This window comes from Mesorhizobium sp. M1A.F.Ca.IN.022.07.1.1, assembly GCF_003997575.1.
In the GTDB taxonomy this organism is placed as follows: domain Bacteria; phylum Pseudomonadota; class Alphaproteobacteria; order Rhizobiales; family Rhizobiaceae; genus Mesorhizobium.
In genome coordinates this window covers 1-1,869 of the sequence record NZ_RZST01000582.1, presented here as the reverse complement: position 1 = coordinate 1,869, position 1,869 = coordinate 1, and the positions used below count along the sequence as shown (strand labels likewise).

2 protein-coding genes are annotated in these 1,869 nt (G+C 61.9%); both read right to left on the bottom strand.

The window, feature by feature from the left end:
- Positions 1-861 (bottom strand): response regulator (locus tag EOA75_RS32390; RefSeq protein WP_127326102.1); only part of this gene is annotated, 861 nt, incomplete at its 3' end.
- A 23-nt stretch (positions 862-884) separates the two neighbouring features.
- A complete protein-coding gene (locus tag EOA75_RS32385; RefSeq protein ID WP_245466817.1) occupies positions 885-1,709 on the bottom strand; it encodes a response regulator in 825 nt (274 codons plus the stop codon).
- Positions 1,710-1,869: the final 160 nt, after the last annotated feature.

Genomic DNA, 1,869 nt, shown 5'->3' with positions numbered 1-1,869 from the left:
GTCTTGCATGGTGCCAAGCAACTCGAGCCCAGCGTCATCTTTGGAAACCACGCCCCGATCGAAGAAGATGCGATATTCATCATTGGCGCACCGCCAGCGAAATTCGCAGCCATAGGACCCCGTCTCGCATGCCGCCGAAAGCGACCTGGTTACCTCCTCGCGATCGTCGGGGTGAACCCGGCTGAGCCCGAAATCCGGATGGGACAGGAAACGGCTCGGCGGGAACCCTGTCAGCCGCTCGACGCCTTTCGAGACGTAGCTTGCGGCGAAAGGCGCCTCAGCCGAGCGGGCATGAAAACAAATTGGAAGCGAGGCAAGAATAGCCTCCTGCCTTGCTTCCGAATGGCGCAGCGCCCGCTCGGCATCGAGTTTGTCCGACTTGGCCTTCAGCGCCTGTTCGAGCAGCCGCTGCTCCCGCGCCGCGTTTCGCTCGATCTCGCGCGTCTTCTCATGAAGATCGACGAAGACCATAACCTTGGAGCGAAGCATCACCGGGTCGAACGGCTTGAACAGGTAGTCGACAGCGCCGACGTCATAGCCGCGCAGCATATGCGCCTCTTCCTTGCTGATCGCGGTAAGGAAGATGATCGGCGTGTTTTTCGATCGTTCACGCCGGCGGATCAGCGTGGCCGTCTCGTAGCCGTCGAGGTTCGGCATGAGCACGTCGAGCAGGATGACGGCGAAATCTTCCTTGAGCAGGAAGCGCAGCGCTTCCTCACCCGACTGGGCGCAGACGACCTCGCCGACTTCGCCAAGCACCTCCGCGATGGCAAGCAGATTGCGTTCGTCGTCATCGACCGCGAGAACGCGTGCCCGCAATCCTTCGACCGGTTCGCTTCTTTCTGCCTCGATCGCGGCCATTCCTTTTACCTGCCGGAGCGCTTTCAGATGGCGGTCATCAATGCCGGCGCGAAGGGCTCAGCCCGCGCTCGCGCGCGACCGATCCAAACCCGCAGCAACGCAAGCAGCAGATCGAGGTCGACCGGTTTGGCGATGTAGTCGGATGCGCCGGCGTCCAGGCATTTCTGACGGTCGCCTTTCATCGCCTTGGCGGTAACCGCGATCAATGGGATGTGCGCTATCGCCGGCATGGCCCGAATCCGACGCATGGTCTCATAGCCGTCCATTTCCGGCATCATGATGTCGATCAAGGCGACATCGACGTCGGGTGTTTCTTCGAGCAACGCGATGCCGTCCCGGCCCCGTTCGGCATGCTGCACATCAATGTCGTAAGTCTCCAGCACGCTGGTCAACGAGTAAATGTTGCGAATGTCGTCGTCGACGATCAGAACCTTGGCGCCGGCGAGATCGGCATTGTCGACCTGCTCGGTGGCCAAGATCTGTTCGCTCTGCGTGTCGCTTGGCAGTGCCGCCGAGATCAGGAGCCCGAGCTGGCCGAAGTTATCGGCACGTGGGACATCGCCCAGTGCCGGATGCAGCGCGACCTGCTGCAGAAACGCGTCCGGGTGCGGCGTGAAGAACAGCAGGCGCGGTAGAGCGTCGCTGAACTGAGACACGATTTCGTCGAGCATCTGGGCGTTGTCCTTGGCCGAACGCCCAAACCCGAAAACAATCGCGTCATAAGCGGCGGCGCCCGGCTCGTCCACGTTGGCGGCGACACGACCGACCGCGGTGACCGAGGTGATGCCATCTCGAATGGCTTCCACCAGGGCCAGGCGGCGCTCGGGGTCAGGATCGGCGATCAGCACGTTGCGCTGCACCCTCAGGTTTCGCGAATGGATTTCCTCGAAAACGCGGGCGAGCTCACCAGCCGAAACCGGCTTGCTCGAAACGCTTGCAGCGCCCCTGCGCGTCAGAACTTCGAGATCCTCGGCGCCGGAGATGACATGGATCGGAATGTTCCTGGTC